General features: G+C 69.8%; 24 protein-coding genes. 16 read left to right on the forward strand and 8 right to left on the reverse strand.

Features of this window, described 5'->3' with window-relative positions; genetic code table 11:
* Nucleotides 1–4 precede the first annotated feature (4 nt).
* Nucleotides 5–1,228, forward strand: a complete 1,224-nt coding sequence (locus tag ACFPLC_RS12980) for a lipase family protein (RefSeq protein WP_378203779.1) — start codon at nucleotides 5–7, stop codon at nucleotides 1,226–1,228.
* 69 nt (nucleotides 1,229–1,297) lie between these two features.
* Here ACFPLC_RS12980 and ACFPLC_RS12985 read toward each other — a convergent pair whose 3' ends face one another.
* Nucleotides 1,298–1,708: a DUF3151 domain-containing protein gene (locus ACFPLC_RS12985; protein WP_043787367.1), complete on the reverse strand. Its 411-nt coding sequence runs from the start codon at nucleotides 1,706–1,708 to the stop codon at nucleotides 1,298–1,300.
* 223 nt (nucleotides 1,709–1,931) lie between these two features.
* Here ACFPLC_RS12985 and ACFPLC_RS12990 point away from each other — a divergent pair, with 223 nt between their 5' ends.
* Genes ACFPLC_RS12990 through ACFPLC_RS13000 form a run of 3 tightly spaced genes read left to right on the forward strand, consistent with a single transcriptional unit; the run spans nucleotide 1,932 to nucleotide 3,803 of the window.
* Nucleotides 1,932–3,131, forward strand: coding sequence for a hypothetical protein (locus ACFPLC_RS12990; protein ID WP_378203776.1), 1,200 nt, complete (start codon nucleotides 1,932–1,934; stop codon nucleotides 3,129–3,131).
* Nucleotides 3,128–3,406, forward strand: coding sequence for a type II toxin-antitoxin system Phd/YefM family antitoxin (locus tag ACFPLC_RS12995; protein ID WP_378203773.1), 279 nt, complete (start codon nucleotides 3,128–3,130; stop codon nucleotides 3,404–3,406). The genes ACFPLC_RS12990 and ACFPLC_RS12995 overlap by 4 nt, the downstream gene beginning before the upstream one ends.
* A complete protein-coding gene (locus ACFPLC_RS13000) occupies nucleotides 3,372–3,803 on the forward strand; it encodes a type II toxin-antitoxin system VapC family toxin (RefSeq protein WP_378235820.1) in 432 nt (143 codons plus the stop codon). Before ACFPLC_RS12995 ends, ACFPLC_RS13000 begins: the two co-directional genes overlap by 35 nt.
* Nucleotides 3,804–3,858: 55 nt before the next feature.
* Here the strand turns inward: ACFPLC_RS13000 and fbaA are convergent, their stop codons facing one another.
* The gene (gene fbaA / locus ACFPLC_RS13005) at nucleotides 3,859–4,890 is read right to left on the reverse strand and encodes a class II fructose-bisphosphate aldolase (RefSeq protein WP_378203767.1); all 1,032 of its coding nucleotides are present in this window, start codon (nucleotides 4,888–4,890) and stop codon (nucleotides 3,859–3,861) included.
* A gap of 154 nt (nucleotides 4,891–5,044) precedes the next feature.
* The gene (locus tag ACFPLC_RS13010; RefSeq protein ID WP_378203764.1) at nucleotides 5,045–5,869 is read right to left on the reverse strand and encodes an LLM class F420-dependent oxidoreductase; all 825 of its coding nucleotides are present in this window, start codon (nucleotides 5,867–5,869) and stop codon (nucleotides 5,045–5,047) included.
* A gap of 63 nt (nucleotides 5,870–5,932) precedes the next feature.
* On the opposite strand from ACFPLC_RS13010, the gene ACFPLC_RS13015 reads away from it, so the two are divergent.
* From ACFPLC_RS13015 to ACFPLC_RS13030, 4 genes are all read left to right on the forward strand, one after another.
* A complete protein-coding gene (locus ACFPLC_RS13015; RefSeq protein WP_378203761.1) occupies nucleotides 5,933–6,835 on the forward strand; it encodes an aldo/keto reductase in 903 nt (300 codons plus the stop codon).
* Nucleotides 6,836–6,915: 80 nt separating this feature from the next.
* Nucleotides 6,916–7,827, forward strand: coding sequence for an SDR family oxidoreductase (locus tag ACFPLC_RS13020; RefSeq protein WP_378203758.1), 912 nt, complete (start codon nucleotides 6,916–6,918; stop codon nucleotides 7,825–7,827).
* A 2-nt stretch (nucleotides 7,828–7,829) separates the two neighbouring features.
* A complete protein-coding gene (locus tag ACFPLC_RS13025; RefSeq protein ID WP_191315835.1) occupies nucleotides 7,830–8,303 on the forward strand; it encodes a pyridoxamine 5'-phosphate oxidase family protein in 474 nt (157 codons plus the stop codon).
* An 81-nt stretch (nucleotides 8,304–8,384) separates the two neighbouring features.
* Complete coding sequence (locus ACFPLC_RS13030; protein WP_378203755.1) at nucleotides 8,385–9,854, forward strand: flavin-containing monooxygenase; 1,470 nt, start codon at nucleotides 8,385–8,387, stop codon at nucleotides 9,852–9,854.
* Nucleotides 9,855–9,860: 6 nt separating this feature from the next.
* Here ACFPLC_RS13030 and ACFPLC_RS13035 read toward each other — a convergent pair whose 3' ends face one another.
* A complete protein-coding gene (locus tag ACFPLC_RS13035) occupies nucleotides 9,861–10,145 on the reverse strand; it encodes a YciI family protein (RefSeq protein WP_378203752.1) in 285 nt (94 codons plus the stop codon).
* Nucleotides 10,146–10,345: 200 nt separating this feature from the next.
* Here ACFPLC_RS13035 and ACFPLC_RS13040 point away from each other — a divergent pair, with 200 nt between their 5' ends.
* From ACFPLC_RS13040 to ACFPLC_RS13055, 4 genes are all read left to right on the forward strand, one after another.
* Nucleotides 10,346–10,918 carry an RNA polymerase sigma factor gene (locus ACFPLC_RS13040; RefSeq protein WP_163046624.1) on the forward strand — a complete coding sequence of 191 codons (573 nt, stop codon included), beginning with the start codon at nucleotides 10,346–10,348 and terminating at the stop codon, nucleotides 10,916–10,918.
* A gap of 91 nt (nucleotides 10,919–11,009) precedes the next feature.
* On the forward strand, nucleotides 11,010–12,161 hold the full coding sequence (nagA, locus tag ACFPLC_RS13045; RefSeq protein ID WP_191315883.1) for an N-acetylglucosamine-6-phosphate deacetylase: 1,152 nt from the start codon (nucleotides 11,010–11,012) through the stop codon (nucleotides 12,159–12,161).
* Nucleotides 12,162–12,186: 25 nt separating this feature from the next.
* Entirely contained in the window at nucleotides 12,187–12,561 is a 375-nt protein-coding gene (locus tag ACFPLC_RS13050) for a hypothetical protein (RefSeq protein WP_378203749.1), read from the forward strand.
* A 45-nt stretch (nucleotides 12,562–12,606) separates the two neighbouring features.
* The gene (locus ACFPLC_RS13055; RefSeq protein ID WP_378203746.1) at nucleotides 12,607–13,305 is read left to right on the forward strand and encodes a DedA family protein; all 699 of its coding nucleotides are present in this window, start codon (nucleotides 12,607–12,609) and stop codon (nucleotides 13,303–13,305) included.
* Nucleotides 13,306–13,384: 79 nt separating this feature from the next.
* On the opposite strand, the gene ACFPLC_RS13060 is transcribed toward ACFPLC_RS13055, so the two are convergent.
* Together ACFPLC_RS13060 and ACFPLC_RS13065 are read right to left on the reverse strand one after the other, a co-directional pair.
* A complete protein-coding gene (locus ACFPLC_RS13060) occupies nucleotides 13,385–14,776 on the reverse strand; it encodes an FAD-binding oxidoreductase (protein WP_378203743.1) in 1,392 nt (463 codons plus the stop codon).
* A gap of 73 nt (nucleotides 14,777–14,849) precedes the next feature.
* Complete coding sequence (locus tag ACFPLC_RS13065; RefSeq protein WP_378203740.1) at nucleotides 14,850–15,269, reverse strand: PPOX class F420-dependent oxidoreductase; 420 nt, start codon at nucleotides 15,267–15,269, stop codon at nucleotides 14,850–14,852.
* 187 nt (nucleotides 15,270–15,456) lie between these two features.
* Between ACFPLC_RS13065 and ACFPLC_RS13070 the strand changes: the two genes are divergently transcribed.
* From ACFPLC_RS13070 to ACFPLC_RS13085, 4 genes are all read left to right on the forward strand, one after another.
* Nucleotides 15,457–15,987, forward strand: a complete 531-nt coding sequence (locus tag ACFPLC_RS13070; protein WP_378203736.1) for a MarR family winged helix-turn-helix transcriptional regulator — start codon at nucleotides 15,457–15,459, stop codon at nucleotides 15,985–15,987.
* On the forward strand, nucleotides 15,984–18,557 hold the full coding sequence (locus tag ACFPLC_RS13075) for an MFS transporter (RefSeq protein WP_378203733.1): 2,574 nt from the start codon (nucleotides 15,984–15,986) through the stop codon (nucleotides 18,555–18,557). Before ACFPLC_RS13070 ends, ACFPLC_RS13075 begins: the two co-directional genes overlap by 4 nt.
* Nucleotides 18,554–19,375, forward strand: a complete 822-nt coding sequence (locus tag ACFPLC_RS13080; RefSeq protein WP_378203730.1) for a YceI family protein — start codon at nucleotides 18,554–18,556, stop codon at nucleotides 19,373–19,375. The genes ACFPLC_RS13075 and ACFPLC_RS13080 overlap by 4 nt, the downstream gene beginning before the upstream one ends.
* Nucleotides 19,376–19,506: 131 nt before the next feature.
* Nucleotides 19,507–20,175, forward strand: a complete 669-nt coding sequence (locus ACFPLC_RS13085) for a DedA family protein (protein ID WP_378203727.1) — start codon at nucleotides 19,507–19,509, stop codon at nucleotides 20,173–20,175.
* Nucleotides 20,176–20,179: 4 nt separating this feature from the next.
* On the opposite strand, the gene ACFPLC_RS13090 is transcribed toward ACFPLC_RS13085, so the two are convergent.
* The gene (locus tag ACFPLC_RS13090; RefSeq protein ID WP_191315848.1) at nucleotides 20,180–20,593 is read right to left on the reverse strand and encodes a VOC family protein; all 414 of its coding nucleotides are present in this window, start codon (nucleotides 20,591–20,593) and stop codon (nucleotides 20,180–20,182) included.
* A 180-nt stretch (nucleotides 20,594–20,773) separates the two neighbouring features.
* On the reverse strand, nucleotides 20,774–21,775 hold the full coding sequence (locus tag ACFPLC_RS13095; protein WP_378203724.1) for a 2OG-Fe(II) oxygenase family protein: 1,002 nt from the start codon (nucleotides 21,773–21,775) through the stop codon (nucleotides 20,774–20,776).
* Nucleotides 21,776–21,784: the final 9 nt, after the last annotated feature.

Genomic DNA, 21,784 nt, shown 5'->3' on the forward strand with positions numbered 1-21,784 from the left:
AAGCATGCGTATCTTCCTCCGCCGCGCCCTCTCCGCGGCCGTCGCCACGGTTTCCGTTCTGGCGCTGGCGACGCTCGGCCCGCCCGCGGCCTCGGCGGCGTCCTTCTACGATCCGCCGTCGCCCCTGCCCGCCGGCGGCAACGGCGACGTCATCCGGCACGAGGCGTCGACGTTCTACATCGATCCGATCCAGCTGATCAAGGCCGACGCGGGTGTGCAGCGGATCATGTACCGCAGCACCGACACGCACGGCTCGCCGATCGCCGTCACCGGCACGGTGCTGACGCCGAACTCGGCGTGGCACGGCACCGGGGTGCGCCCGATCGTCTCCTACGCCGTCGGCACCCAGGGCGAGGGCGACGACTGCGCGCCGTCGAAAGCGCTTGCCGCGGGCTTCGAGTACGAAGGCCCGTTCATCGCGGGGCTGCTGGCCCGCGGGTACGGCGTCGTCGTCACCGACTACGAAGGGCTGGGCACGCCCGGGGACCACACGTACGTCAACCGCGCGTCCGAGGGCCACGCCGTGCTCGACGCGATCCGCGCGGCGCAGCGGCTGCCGGAAGCGGGACTCCCGGACGACGGGCCGGTCGCGATCGCGGGCTACTCCCAGGGCGGCGGCGCGTCGGCCGCGGCGGCGGAACTGCAGCCGGGCTACGCGCCCGAGCTGAAGCTGAAGGGCGCGTACGCGGGGGCGGTGCCGGCGGACCTCGCCGAGGTGGCCAAGAACCTCGACGGCCACTACGCGGTCGGCTTCCTGGGCTTCGCGCTGGTGAGCATGAACTACGCGTACCCGGAGCTGAACATCCCGGCGCTGCTCAACGCGCGCGGGAAGCAGCTGTTCGAGCAGGTCCGGACCGAGTGCACGGTGGAGGCGATCGCCGCGCACGCGTTCACGCAGTCTTCGACGCTGACCACCGACGGCCGCTCGCTCACCGCGTACCTCGGCGAGGAGCCGTACGCGTCACGGGTGGCCGAGCAGAAGATCGGGACGCTGAAGCCGACGGCGCCGGTGCTGATCGTGCACAGCGCGCTCGACGACATCGTGCCCTACGCGCAGGACCGCGACCTGGGCCGGACGTGGTGCGGCAAGGGCGTGAAGGTGCAGTTCAGCACGTCACTGGTGCCCACCCACGTGCTCGGCGCGGTGCGGGCGTACCCGGAGGCGTTCGCCTGGCTCGAGGGCCGCTTCGCGGGCCTCCCCGCGCCGGTCAACTGCGGCTGGTTCTGATCCTTCCCGCACCGCTCGTGAGTGGTAAGGCGGGTTCTAACCCGCCTTACCACTCACGAGGGGCGAGGGTCACTTGAGGCCGGTGGCTTCCGCGGCGGCGGGGTCGGAGTCGGCGAGGAACGTCCGGCAGCGGTCGTACTCCTCGGTCTCGCCGATCTTGCCGGCGGCCTTGCCCAGGACGGCGAGGGCACGCAGGAAGCCCTGGTTGGGGCGGTGCGACCACGGCACCGGGCCGAAGCCCTTCCAGCCCGCGCGGCGGAGCTGGTCGAGACCCCGGTGGTAGCCGGTGCGGGCGTACGCGTACGCGGCGACGGTCTCGCCGGCGTCCAGGGCCTTCTCGGCCAGCGAAGCCCATGCCTCGCTGTAGTCGGGGTGTTCGGCCGCGACGGTGGCCGGGTCGGTCCCGGCGTCGAGCGCGGCCTGGGCGGCGGTGTGCTCCGGCAGCAGCGTCGGCTCGGGGCCGAGCAGGTTGTGCGTCATGTCCCCATTCTGCCCACGGGTCAGAAGAACAGGCCCGCCAGGATCCCGCCGCCGGCCAGCACCAGCGCGGCGACGAGCACGGCCGCGACAACTCGTTTCGGCATCATGGCGCGACACCATGCCAAGCCGGGCGCGGGAGAGCAAGTTCGTGACCCTTACGGGTGAACCCCGGTTTTTCGAGGTCTTAGCCCGCTCGTGACCATGACCGGCCATGATGTCCGGCATGGCCAAGGCAGTCGACGTCCCGGTGGACGTGATCCCGCGCAGTCCCGTCGCGAAGACGCGGCTGTTCTTCTCGCGGCACTGGCACCGCGGCGCCCCCGGGCAGCCGACCCCGGACTGGGTGCTCCGGTTCTGCTACGGGATGTGGCTGGCGGCGTTCGCGTTCAAGCTGATCGGCTCGTCGTGGGACATGTCGTGGCACTTCATGTGGCTGCGCGACGACCTGGCGCCGCCGCACCTGATCAACACCGTCGGCACGGTGATCATCGTGGTGCTGGTGGCCATCCACAGCTACACGGGCCTTGGCTGCGACAAGCGGTCGCTGCGGCTGATGCAGATCGGCCTGCTGACGTTCCTGGTCGCGGCGCCGCTGGACGTCATCAACCACCGCGTCAACGGCCTCGACCTGACCGCGTGGAGCCCCTCGCACATGATGCTCTACCTGGGCACGGGCATCATGCAGGCCGGCGTCCTGCTGGGCTGGCTGCGGCTCGCGCCGCCGGGCCGCTTCCGCACCGGCGTGCTGCTCGGGCTGTGGGCGTTCTTCCTGGAGAACACGTTCTTCCCGAACGGCCAGCAGGAGTACGGCATCCTCGGCCTGCGCGCCTGGGAGCGCGGGGAGCCGGAGGCCGAGAAGTCGCTGCTGGACTTCGCGGCCAACCAGATCGGGCACCCGGTCGACCGCACCGCTGTGCTGCACTTCACGATGCCGATCCCGGAGTGGGTGTACCCGCTGTGGGGCATCGGCGTGATGGCGTTGATCCTGGTCCTGGCACGCCGGACGCTGGGGTTCCGCTGGGCGGCTTCTTCGGTGGCTCTGGCGTATGTCGCCTACCGGTCGGTGATGTGGCCCCTGCTGCTCGGGCTGGGTTTCCCGGTGTCGACGGTGCCGTTCTACCTGCTCTTCGTCGGGCTGGCGGTCGACCTGGCGTTCGTGATGGGCAACGGCGCCGTGCGCGCGGCCGCCGGAGCGCTGCTGGTGACCGCCTTCGGCTACGGGGCCTTCTGGCTGCAGTCGCAGTTCCGGCCCTGGGTGCTGGGTGACGCGCACACGGAGTCGGCTCCGCCGGCGGCGTACTGGACGGCCCTGGTGGTGCTGGCCGGGGTGTTCGCCCTGTGGGCGGCGGCCGGTCCCTTCGCTCAACGGTGGACCGCTCGACGAGGTTCGGCTGTAGCACAGGGTGCTACACTGGAGTTGTGAAAATCATCAGCCAACGGGAGCTCCGCAACGGCTCCGCGGCGGTCATGGACGCCGTCGAGGCCGGCGAGACGTTCCACGTCACGCGCAACGGCGTGGAGATCGCCGAACTGCGCCCGCTGGCGCAGCGACGCCAGCTCACGACCGAGGAGATCATCGCCCGTCGTCGCCGGCTACCTCGCGTCGACGCCGCAGAGCTGCGCCGGGACATCGACGAATTCTTCGGCGAGGACCGCCTGGCCGATGATGACAATCCCTGGGACCGGGTACGTGGCTGACCGGCACGAACTCGGCGTGATCGACACCTGCGTCTACCTCGACCTCGTCGACCTGGATCCGGAGAAGCTACCGGTCGTCCATCACATCACGACGGTGACGATGGCCGAACTCCACCAAGGTGTTGTGCTGGCGAAGGATCCGTTGACCAAAGCAGCTCGCACGGAAGACGTTGCCGCGGCGATCGTGCACTACTCGCCGCTTCCGTTCGACGCGGATGCCTCCACCCGGTTCGGTTCATTGGCAGCGCTCACTGTGGCAGCGAAGCGCGACCCGCGACCACGCAAGATGGACTTGATGATCGCGGCGATCGCTTCATCGCGGAACCTGCCGCTGTACACCCGCAACGCGAAAGACTTCAAAGGCCTGGAGAACCTGCTCGAAGTCGTCGAAGTCTGAGCACGACGAAGGGGCGGGCACTTTCCCGGGAAAGTGCCCGCCCCTTCTCGCGTGATTACTTGAGCTTCGTGCCCGCCGAGCCCAGCGCCTGGCAAGCCTCAACGACGCGAGCGGCCATCCCGGCCTCCGCGGCCTTCAGGTACGAGCGCGGGTCGTAGACCTTCTTGTTGCCGACCTCGCCGTCGATCTTCAGGACGCCGTCGTAGTTCTTGAAGAAGTGGTCCACGATCGGGCGCGTGAAGGCGTACTGCGTGTCCGTGTCGACGTTCATCTTCACCACGCCGTAGGACACCGCCTCGCGGATCTCCTCCGGGAGCGAACCCGAGCCGCCGTGGAAGACCAGCTCGAACGGCTTCGAACCGGCGTCCAAGCCGAGCTTCTTCGCCGCCGCCTCCTGGCCGCCCTTCAGCACGTCCGGGCGCAGCTTCACGTTGCCCGGCTTGTACACGCCGTGGACGTTGCCGAACGTCGCCGCCAGCAGGTAGCGGCCCTTCTCGCCGGCGCCCAGCGCGTCGATCGTCTTCAGAAAGTCGCCTTCGGCGGTGTACAGCTTCTCGTTGATCTCCGCCTCGACGCCGTCTTCCTCGCCGCCGACGACGCCGATCTCGACCTCGAGGATGATCTTCGCGGCCGCCGTCTTGGCCAGCAGGTCCGCGGCGATCTCGAGGTTCTCGTCGAGGTCGATCGCCGAGCCGTCCCACATGTGGGACTGGAACAGCGGGTTCTGGCCGTTCTTCACGCGCTCGGCCGAGATCTCGATCAGCGGCCGCACGAAGCCGTCCAGCTTGTCCTTCGGGCAGTGGTCGGTGTGCAGCGCGACGTTGACGTCGTACTTCGCCGCCACGACCTGCGCGAACTCCGCCAGCGCGGTCGCGCCGGTCACCATGTCCTTGACCTTCTGGCCGGACGCGAACTCCGCACCGCCGGTGGAGAACTGGATGATGCCGTCGCTCTCCGCCTCGGCGAAGCCGCGGATGGCGGCGTTCACGGTCTCGGACGAGGTCACGTTGATGGCCGGGTAGGCGAACTCGTTCGCCTTAGCCCGGTCGAGCATCTCCGCGTAGACCTCGGGGGTGGCGATGGGCATCGTTACTCCTCCTTGGCACAGGGTGGGTCCCGACCGCATCGTACGAGGTCGGCCGCCGCCGCACACCGGTCCCCGCGCAGAAATCTTCCCGCACGTCGAATCGGTTCAGAAGGAGGGTGTCCGGCCGCCGGGCGCACCGGCGGCCGGACGAGAATCACAGCAGTTCGGAGGCCAGCGCGCGGTAGGCCGGCCACGGGTCTTCGTTGAGCACCTGGACGACCACCTGGTCCGCCCCCGCCTCGAGGTGGGCCGACAGCCCGCGGGCGATCGTCGCCGCGTCGCCGTGCAGGGCCAGCGCGTCGACCAGGCGGTCGCTGCCCTCACCCTCCAGGTCGGCGTCCGTGAACCCCAGTTTCCGCAGGTTGGCGACGTAGTTCGACAGCCCGAGGTAGTATTTCACCGTCTGCCGCCCGATCGCCCGGGCCTCGGCGGCGTCGGTCGACAGGACCACCTTGTGCTCCGGCGCCAGCAGCTTGCCCGAGCCGAGGATTTCGCGCGTGCCGCGGGTGTGCTCCGGGGTCGTCAGGTACGGGTGCGCCCCGGCGGTGCGCTCACCCGACAGCGCCACCACCTTGGGGCCCAGCGCCGCCAGCGCCCGGCCCTCGACCGGGACGCCCGCCGCGTCCAGGCCGTCGAGGTAGTCGACGAGAGCCGCGTACGGCTTCTTGTACTCCTTCGTCGCTTCGCGGTGGCCCGCGCCGACGCCGAGCAGGAACCGGTCCGGGTACTTGCCCGCGAGCCGCTCGTAGACACGGGCGATGTCCGCGGGCTCGTCCTGCCAGATGTTCACGATGCCGGTCGCGATGACCAGGGAGTCCGTCGCCGCGAGGATGTCGTCCACGGACGCGAGGTCGCCCGCGCCGGGTGAGCCGCCCAGCCAGATCGCGCCGTAGCCCGCCTTCTCCGCCTCCGCCGCGAACGCCGCGTCCACGTTCGCGTGGTACCGCCAGATGCCCAGCTTGCCCAGTTCGATAGCCATGGAACACTCCAACGCACGGGACGGCGATTTTCCTCCCGGATCCGGCGAACTACCGTCGATGGTATGACCAAGCTGGGCAACACCGACCTCGACGTGTACGGCCTCAACCTCGGCTGCAACGTCTTCGGCTGGACGGCCGACGAGCCGCAGTCCTTCGCCGTCCTCGACGCCTACACCGCGGCCGGCGGCAACTTCCTGGACAGCGCCGACCTCTACGGCGGCGGGGGCGGCTCCGAGACGATCATCGGCAACTGGCTGGCCGCGCGCGGCCGGCGGGACGACGTCGTCGTGGCGACCAAGGTCGGGCTGTGGGACGGACGGCCGGGCCTGTCCGCGAAGAACATCCAGGCCGCGGCGGAGGACTCGCTGCGGCGTCTGCGAACCGACCACATCGACCTCTACTACGCCCATCGCGACGACCCGGACACCCCGCTCGAAGAGACCCTGGCCGCGTTCGACGCCCTGGTCCGCGCGGGCAAGGTCCGCTACCTGGGTGCGTCCAACTACACCGCCGGACGGCTCGCCGAAGCACTGTCCATTGCGGACCAGAACGGCTTCGCGCGGTACGCCGTGCTACAGCCGCACTACAACCTCGTGGAGCGGGACTACGAGCACGACCTCGCGGCGCTCGTCGAGTGGGAAGGCCTTGCGACGCTGCCGTACTTCGCCCTCGCCAGGGGTTTCCTCACCGGTAAGTACCGCACGAAGGACGAGCCCGGCGACAGCCCGCGCGCCGCCCGCGCACTGTCCTATTTGGACGCCGACGGCGAACGCGTCCTGGCCGCGCTGGATGAAGTCGCGCGGGCGCACGGGGTTTCGGTCGCCTCCGTTTCGCTCGCCTGGCTGCGGCAGCAGCCGACGGTCGCCGCCCCGATCGCCAGCGCCCGGACGCCCGAGCAGCTCACCGACCTGATCGCGTCCGTCACGCTCGACCTGACCCCGGCGGAGCTGGCGTCACTTTCATAGGGAAAGTGCGCCTACTCTTGGGTAGCTTACCGCGGGTAAGTTGAGGTACGGTGCCCTCAAGGAACGTCTAGGAGGGCACCGTGGCCAACCCGTTTTCGCTGCTGAGCGGCACCAAGAAGGTAGACGGCAAGGTCGTGCTGATCACCGGCGCGGCCCGCGGCATCGGCGCCGGGCTGGCCGAGCGGCTCGCCGCCCGCGGCGCCAAGGTCGCGCTCGTCGGGCTCGAAGCCGAGGAGCAGCAGAAGGTCGCCGACCGGATCGGGCCCAACGCGCACGCCTGGGAAGCCGACGTCACCAGCTGGGACGCCCTCGAGCAGGCGACGAAGGGCGTCGTCGAGCACTTCGGCGGGATCGACATCGTCATCGCGAACGCCGGCATCGCCACCGCGGGCTTCGTCCGCTCGGTCGACCGGGCCGCGTTCGAAAAGGTCATCGAGGTCGACCTGCTCGGCGTCTGGCGGACCTTCCGCGTCACGCTCCCGCACGTCATCGAGCGCAAGGGCTACCTGCTGGCGATCTCCAGCCTCGCCGCGATCACGCACGCCCCGGGCATGGCCAACTACGCCGCCGCGAAGGCCGGCGTCGAAGCGTTCTCGAACAGCCTCCGCGCCGAGGTCGCCCACTTGGGCGTGAAGGTCGGAGTGGCGCACCCGACGTGGATCCGCACGGACCTGGTCGAGAGCGCGGACGCGCACCCGGTGTTCGGCAAGCTCCGCGCGTCGATGCCCGGCCTGATCGGCAAGACGTACCCGCTGGACGTGGCCCTGGACGACCTCGAGGCGGGCATCCTCAAGCGCGCCCGGACCATCCACGTGCCGCGCTGGGTCGGCGGCCTCAAGCTGCTGCGCGCCTTCCTGCCGCCGGTGATCGAGATCGGCTCGCGCAGCCGGGTACCGTCGGCGGACAAGGCCGCGCTGGCCGACATCGAGGCCCGCGGCGCGTTCGAGTCGGCGGTCACCGGCCACGGCGGCCGAGCCGCCACCAAGGGGTGACCATGTCCCGTCGCGACCAGATCAGGATGACCGACGACGAAGTCCGCGCGTACCTCGCGGAGCAGAAGGTCATCAACGTCGCCAGCGTCGGCCCGAACGGCCGCCCGCACCTCGCGCCGCTCTGGTACTTCCCGCACGAAGACGGCGTCGCGACCTGGACGTACGGCACGTCGCAGAAGGCCAAGAACTTCCGGCGGCTGCCGGAGGCGACCGTGCTGGTCGAGGACGGCGACAGCTACGAGAAGCTCCGCGGCGTCTCGTTCGAAGCCGACGTCGAGATCGTCGAGGACACCGCCGAGGTCACCCGGATGGGCACCGCGCTGATGCAGCGGTACTCCGGCGCCAAGCCGGGCGACCCGGCACCGGCCGAACTGCAGGCCTTCATCGCAGGTCAGGCCGCGAAACGCATCGGGCTGATCTTCCGGCCGACCAAGGTCGCCAGCTGGGACCACGGCAAGCTCGGCGGGACGTACTGATCGGTAGGGAGTACTTCCAGGTAACTGTTACTTGAGGTAACGTCATCTGGGCAGGATCCCCGACGCAGCGGAGGCCGACAGATGACCGAGCGGTTCAAGGTCGTGATCGTGGGCACCGGGTTCTCCGGGCTCGGCCAGGCGATCCAGCTCGAGAAGGCCGGCATCCGGGACTACGTGATCCTGGAAAAGGCCACCGAGGTGGGCGGCACCTGGCGCGACAACTCCTACCCCGGGTGCGCGTGCGACGTGCAGTCGCACATGTACTCGTTCTCGTACGAGCAGAACCCGGGCTGGTCGCGGTCGTTCTCGCCGCAGCCGGAGATCTTCGACTACCTCAAGCGGGTCGCGGACAAGTACCGGCTGCGCGAGAAGATCCGCTTCGGCGTCGAGCTCACCGGCGCCCACTGGGACGAGCGGGAGCGCCGCTGGACGGCGACGACCAGGGACGGCCGCGAGTTCGTCGCGCAGTTCCTCGTCTCCGGTGTCGGCGGCCTGCACATCCCGCAGGTCCCCGAGCTGCCCGGCGTCGCGAACTTCCAGGGGCAGACCTGGCACTCCGCGCGCTGGAACCACGAGTACGACCTGCGCGGCAAGCGTGTCGCGGTCGTGGGCACCGGGGCCAGCGCCGTCCAGTTCGTCCCGAAGATCGCCCCGGACGTCGCCGCGCTGACGCTGTTCCAGCGGACGCCGCCGTGGATCATGCCCAAGCCCGACCACGCGATGCCGTCGTGGGCGCGGACGCTGTTCAAGCGCGTCCCGGGCACCCAGCGCCTCTACCGCAACGCGCTGTACTGGCTGCTCGAAGCCCGCGCCATCGGCTTCAACGGCCACCCGGCGATCATGAAGGCCGGCGAGCTGATCGCGAAGCGGAACATCGCGAAGGGCATCAAGGACCCCGCGCTGCGCAAGAAGGTCACGCCGGACTACACGATGGGCTGCAAGCGCGTCCTGATCTCCAACGACTACTACCCGGCGCTGGCCCGGCCGAACGTCGACGTCGTCACCGACGGCATCCAGGAGGTCAAGGCGCACTCGATCGTCGATTCCGCGGGCGTCGAGCACGAGGTCGACGCCATCGTCTACGGCACCGGCTTCAAGGTCACCGACGCGCTGGAGTACCTCGACATCACCGGCGTCGACGGCCGCAACCTGGCCAAGGAGTGGGCGACCGAGGGCATGCGGACCCACAAGGGCATCACCGTCTCCGGCTACCCGAACCTGTTCTTCCTGCTCGGCCCGAACACCGCGCTCGGCCACAACTCCGTGGTGTTCATGATCGAGTCGCAGGCGCGGTACGTCGTCGACGCCATCAAGCTCGCCGACTCGCGCGGCGCCGCGGCGCTGGACGTCCGGCCGGGCGTGCAGGACGAGTTCCAGCGCGAGATCCAGGACAAGCTGGTCAAGGGCGTCTGGACGCAGGGCGGCTGCAAGAGCTGGTACCTCGACGCCCAGGGCGTGAACCGGACGATCTGGCCGGGCTTCACCTGGCGCTACTGGCTGGAGACGCGCAAGGTCGACCCGGCCGACTACGAGCTGTCCGGCCGGGCCTGACCCCGCCTACGACTCCGCGGGCAGCCAGGCGCCGAGCACCGGCTTGAACTCGCGGACGGACCGCTGCGCGATGACGCCTTCCAGGAAGTACGGGTCCTGGTCGATCGTCTCCTTCAGGTGCGCCTCGTCGTCGGCTTGGTACAGCGTGACGCCGCCGGTGCCGTCGCCGAGCGGCCCGCCGACCGCGACGCGGCCCTCCGCGGCCAGTTTCGACAGGAACTCGCGGTGGCGCGGCCGGACGTCCGGCATCTTCTCCTGGACGTAGGTGATTTCGACGAGGAACCAGGCCATGTGGATCTCCGGTGGTCGGGCGGGCGTGACGGATCCGACGCTACCCGTGTCACAGTTCTGTACCAGCGGCCGATCTGTGGCACCGGCATCCGAACCCGATAGGCTGGGCACGCGTCAGTACCTGTGTGAGCGCTGTGAATACCGTGAACCTGCTGACGCGGCACACCGTGCAAACCGGGGTCGAGAACAGGCAGGGGTTCATGCTCGAGGGCAATGCGGAACGCAGTGTCGAGGCGACCCTCGGCCACCTGCGGGTCATGGACGGTCCGGCCCCGGCGCAGACCGCCGCGCCACTGACCCTCGAAGACCTCTACCGCCAGCACCGCATGCGGCTGGTCCGGCTGGCGATTCTGCTGGTCGACGAGCCCGCGACGGCGGAAGACGTGGTCCAGGAGGCCTTCACCGGGCTGCACCGCAACTGGGGCAGGCTCCGCGACGCCGCGGCCGCGGTCGGCTACCTGCGCACCGCGGTGGTCAACGGGTCGCGCAGCGTGCTGCGCCGCCGCAAGACCGCGCGCGAGTACGTGCCGCCGCACGCGGTGAACGCGCGCTCCGCGGAGAGCCTCGCGATGCTCTCCAGCGAGCACCAGGCCGTGGTCAGCGCGCTGTCGAAGCTGCCGCCCCGCCAGCGCGAAGTGCTCGTGCTGCGGTACTACGGCGGGCTGAGCGAGGCCGAAATCTCTGAGGCCGCAGGTATCTCCAAGGGTACCGTTAAATCGACCGCCAGCCGGGCGCTCGAGGCACTCCAGAAGGCCATGCAAGCCCCACAGTGACCCGGGTGGACCATTCCGATCACTGAGTCGTATCACCATGCTTGGTCCAGACCAATATATGCTGGGGTGCGTGAGAGGCGCCGGAGATTTCGTGATCATGGGCGGCCGGGTCGCCGCCCCGGACCGTGTACTCGACGACGGCTGGGTAGCCGTCTCCGACGGGCGGATCGCCGGCGTGGGTTCCGGGACCCCGCCGTCCGGCGAGCACGTGGACGTCGGCGGGGCACTGGTCGTGCCTGGTTTCGTCGACACCCACTGCCACGGCGGGGGAGGTGCTTCGTTCACCTCCCTCGATCCCGACGAACTCGTGACGGCGGTGCGGGCGCACCGCCGTCACGGCACCACGACCATGCTGGCCAGCCTGGTTTCGGACCCGGTGGACATCCTGCGTGAGCAGGTCGCGGCCCTGCGTGAGCTCGTCCAGGACGGCGAGGTCGCGGGCATCCACCTGGAGGGTCCGTTCATCTCCAAGGCCCGCTGCGGCGCGCACGACCCGGAGACGCTGCTCGAACCGGACACCGGCACGGTCGAGAAGCTCCTGCGCGCGGGCCAGGGCGCGATCCGGATGGTCACCATCGCCCCCGAGCTGCACGGCGGGGTGAAGGCCGTCCGCCAGCTGGCCGAGTCCGGCGTCATCGCCGCCATCGGGCACACCGACGGCGTCGAGGAGCAGCTGCTGCCGGCGATCGACGCGGGCGCGACGGTGGCGACCCACCTGTTCAACGGCATGCGGCCGCTGCACCACCGCGAGCCCGGCCCGGTCGGCGCGCTGCTGGACGACGAGCGCATCACGATCGAGCTCATCTGCGACCTGGTCCACCTGCACCCCACGGTGGTCCGCCTGGCGGCGAAGCACGCGGGCCGCAACCGGACGGTTTTGATCACCGACGCGATGTCGGCCACGGACGCCGCGGACGGCCGCTACACCCTGGGCCGCCTCGAGGTCGACGTCCACGACGGCGTCGCGACGCTGGCGGACAACGGGTCGCTGGCCGGCAGCACCCTGACGATGGACACCGCCTTCCGCAATCTGGTCCGGGGTGCGAAACTCGGCATCCTCGACGCGGTGCACGCGACGTCGCAGCGGCCGGCGGAGCTGCTCGGCATCGCCGACCGCACCGGGATGCTGTGCTCCGGTTACCAGGCCGACATCGTGGTCCTCGACGAGGACCTGCGACCGGCGAAGGTGCTGCGCCGGGGAGAATGGGTCGCCGAGGTGGGAACGGCTACCTTGAGTACCTAGGTTTCCTGCGAGCGAACGGGCGGAGATGAGCGAGCCGAAGGACCCCGAGCAGCTGCTGGCGGACGCCCTTCGCGCGCAAGCCGTCTTCGCACCGCAGGTATCGCCGTCTTCCACGGGGTCTTCGCCCGCGGTCCCGGCTGGGGAACCGGCCACGGACGCGGTCCCGACCAGCGCGATCAACGAGCTGCCGTCGGCGTACGGGCTGCTGTCGGGCGCGAGCGCGGACTCACTGGAGCGCGAACGCGCAGCCCTGGACGCGGAGGCCCCGACGACGTTCACCCCGCGCCCGCCGGAGCCGGTGCGGACGTCCGCGCAGCTTCCGGCGTACTGGATCTTGATGCTGGCGGTGCTGCTGGGGCTCGCCGCGGGGTCCGTGGTCGGGCTGCTGACCCTGGTCTGACCGGGTCTCAGTCACGACTCAGGGTGACCCTGTACCGTTTTCGGGGTGATTCTCGCCCAGAGCACGGTCAACACGATGTCGCTGCTGCCGTCATGGCTGGACCCGAACGTCCTGCTCGACGGCGTGGCCGGGCCCGCCGTGGCGGTGCTGTGCCTTGTCATCTTCATCGAGAGCAGCATCTTCCCGGTGCTGCCCGGTGACTCGCTGCTCTTCACGGCGGGGCTGCTCATCGCGAACGACAAGCTGTTCCCCCTGTGGCTGACCTGCGTGCTCGTCACCGTCTCGGCGCTACTGGGCAACGTGGTCGGCTACTACCTCGGCTACTTCGCCGGGCCGAAGCTGTTCAACCGGCCCGACTCGAAGTTCTTCAAGCGGGAACACGTCGACAAGACGCACGCGTTCCTGGAGAAGCACGGGCCGAAGGCGGTCGTACTAGCCCGGTTCGTGCCCTTCGTCCGGACCTTCATCACCTGGATCGCCGGCATCGGCCGGATGAGCCCCAAGACGTACTTCACGTACACGGTGATCGGCGGCATCCTGTGGGCCGCGGGAATCACCGTGCTCGGCTACCTCCTCGGCGACATCCCCTTCATCGGCAAGAACATCGACGCGATCTTCGTGCTGATCGTGCTGGTCTCGGTGGTCCCGATCGTGATCGAGTACCTGAAGGCCCGCCGGGAGAAGAAGGCCGTCACGGAGACCGACCCGGAAGTCACCCAGCGCATTCCCCGCATCCGGGACTGAGCCAGCCAAACTGTCGTACCCCCGCGGTAACGTGAAAACAGGGGGCCCCCGGGCGGGGACCCCCTGTTGGCGCGAAGTCTCAGGTCATCGAGAACATCGAGCCCGGGTTGAACAGGTTCTCCGGGTCCAGCGCCCGCTTGATCTGCTGGTGCACCCGCAGCCCCACCGGCCCGATCTCGCGCGCCAGCCACTCCCGCTTGATCTTGCCGACCCCGTGCTCCCCGGTCACCGTCCCGCCCAGTGACAGCCCCACCTCGAGGATCTCGTCGAACGCCCGCTGCGCCCGCTCGAACTCGGACGGGTCGTCCGGCTGGTAAACGATCGTCGGGTGCATGTTGCCGTCGCCCGCGTGGCCGACCACCGCGATCCGCAGCCCCACCTCGGAACTGATCTTCTCGCAGCCCCGGATCAGCTCGGCGATCCGCGTCCGCGGCACGCACACGTCGTCGGTGAGCCACAGCCCGTACGTCTCCAGGGCCGTCAGCACCACCCGGCGGGCCTGGAGCAGCATCCGGCCCTCCTCCAGGTCCTCCGTCGTGTACGCCAGGTCGGCTCCGCAATCGACGCAGATCTGCTCCAGCGCGGCCAGCTCCCGCCGCGCGACCTCGCCGCCCGCGTCGGACTGGCCCAGCAGCAGCGCCTGGCAGTCCGAGCCCGCGCCGAGGTCCGTCTTCAGGTATGCCTCGGACGCCTTGATCGAGGACGCGTCCATGATCTCCAGCAGTGACGGCACCAGCCCCTCGCGGACGACCCGCGCCACCGCCTCCCCCGCGGCCTCGGTGGTGCTGAAGCCCGCGACGAGCGTCGCCGGGGCCTGGGGCAGCGGCTTGAGCTGGACCGTGGCCTGGGTGATCACCCCGAGCGTGCCCTCGCTGCCCACGAACAGCCGGGCCAGGTCGTAGCCCGCGACACCCTTCACCGTGCGGCGGCCGGTCTTCAGCAGCGATCCGTCGGCCAGGACGACCTCCAGGCCGAGCACCGAGTCCGTCGTCACGCCGTACTTCACGCAGCACAGGCCGCCCGCGTTGGTGGACAGGTTGCCGCCGATCGTGCACCAGTCGTAGCTCGACGGGTCCGGGGGGTAGAACAGCCCGTGCTTCTCCACGGCGTTGCGGAAGTCCAGGTTGACCACGCCCGGCTGCACGACCGCCAGCCGGTTGCCCGGGTCGATCTCGACGATCTCGTTCAGCTTGGTCAGCGACAGCGTGACGCACCCGTCGATCGCGTTCGCCGCGCCCGACAGGCCGCTGCCGGCCCCGCGCGGCACGATCGGCACCTTGGCCTCGGCGCAGGCCTTGACGACCGCCTGCACCTCGGCGGTGTTCGCGGGCAGCACCACGGCGAGCGGCGTGCCCGACGGCGCCAGCGGCATCATGTCGCGCGCGTAGGACGCCGTGACGTCGGAGTCGGTGAGCACGGCGCTCTTGCCGAGCAGGTCCCGGAGCCGGGTGACCAAAGCTTCGTTGCTCATGGCCTCATCGTAAGCCCGGACAGTCCGCAGTGCGGAAATCTTCTTTCGAAACCAGCCGGATCGGACCAGTGCCTCAGCGGACCAGACCCAGCAGCTTGTCGATGTGCACGGTCAGCAGCACCCGCTGGTCGGTGACCATGGCCTGGCGGTATTCGGCCCAGTCCGGGTGCTCACCCGACACGCGGCGGTAGTAGTCGACCAGCGCTTCCACCGTGTCGTCGTCGGGTGCCGCGGCCGGCGCGGTGAGCGAGGCGCGCCCCTCGGCGACGACGTAGCTCCAGCCGTCCTCGCTGCTCACGTGGAACGTCACCCGCGGGTCGCGGCGCATGTTCTTCGTCTTCGCCCGGGTCTCGGTGATCGAGGCGATCAGCGTCCCCGCGTCGTACAGGTACGTGATCGTGGACAGCTGCGGCCGGCCGTCGCGGCGGATCGTGGCGAGGACGCCGTGGCGGCGGGCGGCGAGGAAGTCCTTCAACGCTGTGTCGTCGGTCATACCGTTCTCAACCCGCGGCGGGCGCCGTTGTTCCGGCGGCAACCCAGGAGAAATGTGCTTGCATACGGCAACTAAAGTGTGTTCTGCCACATCACGAGGTACTCCGCTTGCACAAACCGCCAGTGAAGGCACATCCTTGCCTGAGGCAACTAGTTGCAGCCGCCAACCAACGCCGTGAAGGACACCCATGGCACCGAACAACTCCGCCACCCGGCCGAAGGCCGAGCTGGACCTCGCCGACCAGCTCGGGCACGAGCTCGTGCGCCTGGTCCGGCTGATCAACAAGGCGAAGTCCCAGGTCTCCAAGCAGGGTCCGGACGGCATCGAGCGGGCGGCGTACGCGATCCTCTTCACCCTCATCCACGAGGGCCCGCAGCGCACCAGCAAGCTGGCCGAGTCGCTCCACTCCGAGATCTCCACGATCAGCAGGCAGTCGAGCTCGCTCGTGCAGCACGGGCTGGTCGAGCGCCAGGCCGACCCGGAGGACGGGCGGGCCTGCCTGCTCGCCCCGACGGCCGAGGGCATGCGGGTGTTCGAAGAGAACCGCAAGCTGCGCAACCAGTGGCTGGCCGAAGTGCTCGGGGACTGGACGGACGGGGACATCCAGACCCTGAACCGCCTCTTCGGCCGGCTCAACACAGGTATCGAGAACCACTCTCCACAGCTGGCCGACGCCCACGCGTCCGCCGGTGCACCGGCCAAGGGGGCCAACGCATGAGCACCACCACCGTCGAACAACCCGTGGCGAAGGAACCGCCACGGCTGAGCCACCGCCAGATCGTCACGATCCTGAGCGGCCTGATGTGCGGCATGTTCCTGGCCGCGCTCGACCAGACGATCGTGGGTACCTCGATCGTCAAGATCGCCAACGACCTGCACGGCTTCGACCTGCAGGCCTGGGCAACCACGGCGTACCTGATCACCTCGACGATCGTCACGCCGATCTACGGCAAGCTCTCCGACATCTACGGCCGCAAGCCGTTCTACCTGGCCGCGATCGGCATCTTCGTCGCCGGTTCCGCCGCGTCGACCTTCTCGACGTCGATGTACGAGCTGGCCGCGTTCCGCGCGGTGCAGGGCCTCGGCGCCGGCGGCCTGATGTCGCTGGCCATGACCATCCTCGGCGACATCGTGCCGCCGCGTGAACGCGCCAAGTACCAGGGTTACATCCTGGCCGTCTTCGGCCTCTCGACCGTGCTCGGCCCGGTGCTGGGCGGCCTCTTCGCCGGCATCGACGACCTGGCCGGCATCGACGGCTGGCGCTGGGTCTTCCTGATCAACGTCCCGATCGGCGTGCTCGCGCTGTTCGTCGTGGCCAAGGTGCTGAACGTGCCGCACGAGCGCCACGAGCACAAGATCGACTGGTGGGGTGCGCTGACGATGGTCGTCGCGGTCGTGCCGTTCCTGATCGTCGCCGAGCAGGGCCAGAAGTGGGGCTGGGGCGACCAGAAGGCCATCTGGTGCTACGTCATCGGCGGCGTCGGCGTGATCGCGTTCATCGTGGTCGAGCGGCTGATGAAGGACGCCGCGCTGATCCCGCTGCGGCTGTTCAAGAACTCGACGTTCACCGTGGCGATCATCGGCGGTGTCATCGTCGGTGTCGCGATGTTCGGCGCGATCACCATGATCCCGCAGTTCATGCAGGTCGTGCAGGGCTACACGCCGACCGAGTCCGGCCTGCTGATGCTGCCGCTGATGGCGGGCATCATGCTCAGCTCGATCGTGTCCGGCCGGCTCACCGGGAAGACCGGGCGCTACAAGATCTTCCCGATCGTCGGCACCATCCTGATCGCCGGCGGCGCGTTCTTCTTCGCCCAGGTCAAGTACGACTCGGCGCTGTGGCACCCGCTGGTCGCGGCGGCCATCATCGGCCTCGGCCTCGGCCAGTGCATGCAGACGCTGATCATCGCGGTGCAGAACGCGGGCCCGCGCAGCGACATGGGCGTCTCGACCGCGTCGGCGACGTTCTTCCGCCAGATCGGTGGTACCGCCGGTGTCGCGATCTTCCTGACCGTCCTGTTCAACACCCTGCTGCCCAACATCACCAAGGCGTTCGGCGGCCAGCTGCCGGCCGGCGCCGGCGCGGGCATCGGCAACCTGTCCGAGAACACCAGCGGCATCCAGAACCTGCCCGAGGCGATCCGGACCCCGGTGCTGATCGGCTTCACCGAGTCGATCACCACGGTGTTCTACATCGCGGGCGCGGTGGCCCTGCTGGCGACGGTGGTGCTCCTGTTCATGAAGGAAATCCCGCTGACCAACGCGGCACCGGCCGCGGCGGCCATGGAAGGCGGCGAGGCGCTGCTCGAGGCGGACGACCACGCCGACGAGCCAACCGTGATCGTCGAGCCGGTGCGCCCGATCGACCGTGAACCCGCCCTCGTGGGCGGCGGCAAGCACGCGCTGAGCACCAACGGGCACGGCGACTACCAGGCCGTTTCGGGTGCCCTGCCGATCACGAACTCGCTGGCCGACACCGAACCGGACACCCCGGTCGGCGCGGGCGGGCTGCCGGTGACCGGGCACGTCCGCCGCCAGGACGGCAGCCACGTCGCGGGTGCCGCGCTGACCCTGATCGACCAGCGGGGCCGCCAGGTCGCGCGGGCGACCGGGGCCGCGGACGGCAGCTTCTCCGTGCCCAGCCAGGGTCCGGGCGCGTACGTGCTCATCGTCTCCGCGCACGGCCACCAGCCGCAGGCCTCCAGCGTCGTGATCAGCAACGGGCCGGCCACGGTCGACGTCACGCTCACCGGGTCCGGCGAGCTGACCGGCACCGTGCGGGCGGCCTCGACCGGCCAGCCACTGCCGAACGTGACGGTGACGCTGACCGACGGCCGCGGCGAGGTGAACGGCGCGTTCATCACGACCGCGGACGGCACCTACGCCTTCGTCGGGGTCGGCGCCGGGGCGTACACCCTGGTCGCCAGCGGCGCGGGCTACCGGCCCTTCGCGGTGACGCTCACCGTGCCCGACAGCGGCGTGCTGCGCCACGACGTCGAGCTCGCCAGCTCGGTGCTGCTGACCGGCACCGCGCGGACCGAGGGCGACCGGGTGGTGCCGGATGCGCGGATCACCGTGCTCGACGCCGAAGGCAACGTGGCCGCGGTCGCGCGGACCGATGGCGAAGGCCGGTACGTGGTCAGCGACCTGCCCGCGGGCGCGTACACCGTGGTCGCGAGCGGCTACCCGCCGGCGACCAGCCAGGTGGACCTGACCGGCGGCGAGGCGGGCCACGACGTCCGGCTGAGCTACGACCAGGCCCTCGACGAGCTGGTCGACCGGTCATGACCGGCTTGCGCGCGACCTTCCGCACGGACGGGGGCTGGGCGGTGGAGCACGCGGTGCTCACCGTCACCGACCCGGCCGGGCGGCAGGTCGCCCGCCAGGCGGCGAACGTCCGCGGCGAGGTCGTCACCGACGCGCTCGCGCCGGGTGTGTACACCGCGGTCGTCACCGCGGCCGGGTACACCCCGGTCGCGCGGACGGCCCAGATCGCCTCGGACGGCAGCGGCTCGCTCGGCGACGTCGTGCTGGCCCCGGTGGCCGAGGCGATCGAGCTGCCGCCCGCCGGGCCGTGGGTGATCGACCCGATGCACTCGTCGGTGGTCGCGACCGCGCGGCACCTGGGCATAGCGAGCATCAAGGCGCGGTTCCCGGACGTCTCCGGCCGGATCGAGATCGGCCGCCCGGCCGAGCGGTCGTCGGTGCACGCCGAGATCAAGGCGGCGAGCATCGACACCGGCATCCGGATGCGCGACGACCACCTGCGCTCGCCGGACTTCCTCGACGTCGACGTGCACCCGGTGATCACGTTCACCAGTACCGGACTGCGTCGGCGCGGCGCGGACTCCTGGACGCTGCTGGGCGAGCTGACGCTGCACGGCGAGCGCCGCGAGGTCGAGCTCGAGCTGACCTACGGCGGCTGGGGTCCGGACCCGTGGGGCGGCGTGCGCGTCGCGTTCCACGCCGAGACGACGCTGCATCGGAACGACTTCGCGATCAACTACAGCGCGATGGTCCGGGCCGGGGTCGCGGCGGTCGGCACGACGGTGAAGATCGAGCTGGACGTCGAAGCGGTGCAGGGTGAAACGCTGCCGCAGTTCTGAGCTGTTTCTTCCGGAGGCCCCCTCACCGCTGGGTGAGGGGGCCTTCACCGTTCGTAGCACCTGAATAATCCGGACCGCTCGATTTGACCGTTAGCCGTGGGCCGTTCACCCGGGCCACGTACCCTCGCGGTGTGAACGTCGTGAGCATCGAGGCCGCGGGCGTCGGCGTGAGCTGGCTGGACACCGCCGGCCCGCTGCTCGTCTGGGTGATCGTGCTGAGCTTCGTACTGGTCGAGTGCGCGCTCATCATCGGGCTGTTCCTGCCCGGTGACTCGCTCCTGTTCGGGGCGGGCGTGGTGCTGGCCCAGCACGGTTCGGACGCCAACGCGTGGTTCCTGTCGGGCGCCGCGCTGATCGTCGCGGTCCTGGGCAACCAGATCGGCTACTACATCGGCCGCACCGGCGGGACGAAGCTCATCGCGCGGCGCGACGGCAAGGTGCTGAACCGGCAGGCTCTCGAACGAGCGCAGCGGTTCCTGGACCGCCGGGGTTTCTTCGCGATCGTGGCGGCCCGCTGGATCCCGTGGATCCGCACGCTGGCCCCGCTGATCGCGGGCGCGGCCCGGATGGACCCGCGCCGGTTCATGGCGGCGACGGCGCTGGGTGGCCTGCTGTGGGTGCCGACGCTGGTCCTGCTCGGTTACTACGGCGCGGGCCTGCTGGACGCGTTGCCGTGGCTGAAGACGGCGGCGCTGTGGATCAGCATCGTGTTCTTCGTGGTCGGCACCGGGTACGGCGTGCTGCGGTACCGCCAGGAGATGCGCCGCCCGGTCGACGAGCGGGACGACGCGCGGGCCTGAGCCTTCAGAGCTCCGGGTCGGCCCAGATCTCCAGCTGGATGCCGTCCGGGTCGCGGAACACGACGACCCGCGAGCCTTCGAAGGTGCGTGACGGCGCCGCGTCCTGGTAGTGCACGCCGAACTCCTGCAACCGGTTCTCCCATTCGGCCAGCTCGGCGGCCGAATGCACCCGGAAGGCCACGTGGTCGAGGCCGGTGCGGCGTTCGTCGAAACCGCGGCGGCCGGTGTCCGCGTGCTGCACCAGGACCACCGAAAACTCGTCGCCGGCGGAGCGCAGCACGACCTTGCGCAGTCCCGTGTCCGGCTCTTCGCGCCGGGTGACCTCCTCGAGGTCGAGGACACGCACGTACCACGGCACGCTGCGGTCCACGTCGGTCACGGTGAGCGCGAGGTGGTGCACGGACATGAGTTTGGCCATGGCTTCCGAAGCCGTCCTTTCTCGGTGCGGCTCCCCAGAGTTGCACAGCGTTCGACCGCCGAAACCGAGGTGACCAAGTCCGCGTCCGATCGTGATCTCGCCGTCTCCGGCCGTCCCAGCAGGCGGACGCAACCTACCGGCGGTCACACCCGTCTTGCGGATGGTGACCGCCGGTGACACTCACTGGTCGAGCAGGCGCATCCGGCCTTCCTCGTGGATGCGCCGGGTCGTCACCCGATCGGGATAGCAGCGGGTGAACATGTTCGTGAAGTGCCTGCCGTAGTGGATGCCCTCGTCACCGCCGTCCAGCGGGCGGACGGTGACGCCGAACGCCGGCTCGTGGAAGTACGCCAGCGTGTAGCGCTCCCGGTCCGCGAGCCGCACCTTGTGCGGTGTCGACAGCAGCCGCCCGCCGGTGAGGAACTGCAGGATGTCACCGGGGAAGACGGTGAACACCGCCGGCTCGGGTTCGACGAAGTGCCACGGCTCGTCGTCCTGGTACATCCCGGCTGTGCTCTCCTCCGGCAGCCAGTTCCGGCGCCGCGGCTCACCGGGCACCGGCGGCCGGATGAACAGCCCGCCGACGTCGTCCTGCGCCGCGATCACGAGCAGGCCGTAGTCGGTGTGCGCGCCGATCCCGCGTTCGGTCGTCGCGGACCGGGCCGGGAACCGCAGCACGCGCATGTGGTGCCAGCCGTCGCGGGTGAGCCGCGTCAGCCGGTCGATCTCCACGCCCAGCCCGAGCGCGACGAGCTTCAGGAGCTTCTCGCCGATCTCGCCGACTTCCCGCAGGTGGGCCTCCATCGCCCTCCGGTAGCCGTCGTCGGGCCACGGCACCGGTCCGTGGCAGGGCCAGCCGTCCGTGACGCGGGGGTCGCTGAGCGGGATGTCCGGGCACACCGTGAAGATCTCGGAATAGTCGGCCTCGCCGGCGGTCACTTCTTCACCGGAAGCGATGTAGCCGCTGTAGGTCAGGTCGCTGACGAATCTCGCTTTCTCCGGCAGGGATCTCGCGAAGAACCGCCGGCTTTCGGCGAGCGCCTCGCCGGTGGCGGCGGCCTGCTCGGCGGTGGCGGCGACCTGGAAGATCCCGTCTTCCTCCCAGGTCCGGATCAGCTGCCTGCCCAGTATCCGGTCAACGGTCGTCCCGCTCACCGAATCGGGCAGCTCGAACGTACGCATTGTTGTTCA

It is taken from the genome of Amycolatopsis plumensis (assembly GCF_042652605.1).
Taxonomy (GTDB): Bacteria; Actinomycetota; Actinomycetes; order Mycobacteriales; family Pseudonocardiaceae; genus Amycolatopsis; species Amycolatopsis plumensis.